Below are 403 nucleotides of genomic sequence, written 5' to 3' on the forward strand. Positions count from 1 at the left end.
CGGGGATGTCGAGCCGCACGCTTTACAAGCATGCCGGCAGCAAGGCCGCGCTCATGGCGCGTGTCCTGACCGAGCGGGACCGGCGCTTCATGGCCCGGATCGACGTGCGGACCGTCGACGCCCTGTTCGCCGCGCTCGAGGACTGGGTCCGGGTCGAGGGATGTCGGGGCTGCCTGTTTCTTCGCTCGCGCGCGGAAACGGGTGGCGATACGCCGGCGATCGCCGAGGCGGTTGCGCTGCACAAGGAAGCGTTCCGCCGACGGGTCGGTGAGGTCCTCGCAATGGAACTCGGACGCGAGGACCCGGCACTCGCAGAGCAGGTTCTGGTTCTCTTCGAGGGCGCTACCCACGCGGCTGTCTATCGCGGAGCGGGGGCCGTCTCTGCGGCTCGGGCGGCGGCGGT

At 70.2% G+C, this 403-nt stretch carries 1 protein-coding gene; it reads left to right on the forward strand.

The features are described from left to right. Positions 1-403 (forward strand): TetR/AcrR family transcriptional regulator (locus EU805_RS17260; protein WP_129765210.1); only part of this gene is annotated, 403 nt, incomplete at both ends.

This window comes from Salipiger sp. IMCC34102 (assembly GCF_004145405.1).
Lineage (GTDB): Bacteria > Pseudomonadota > Alphaproteobacteria > Rhodobacterales > Rhodobacteraceae > Loktanella.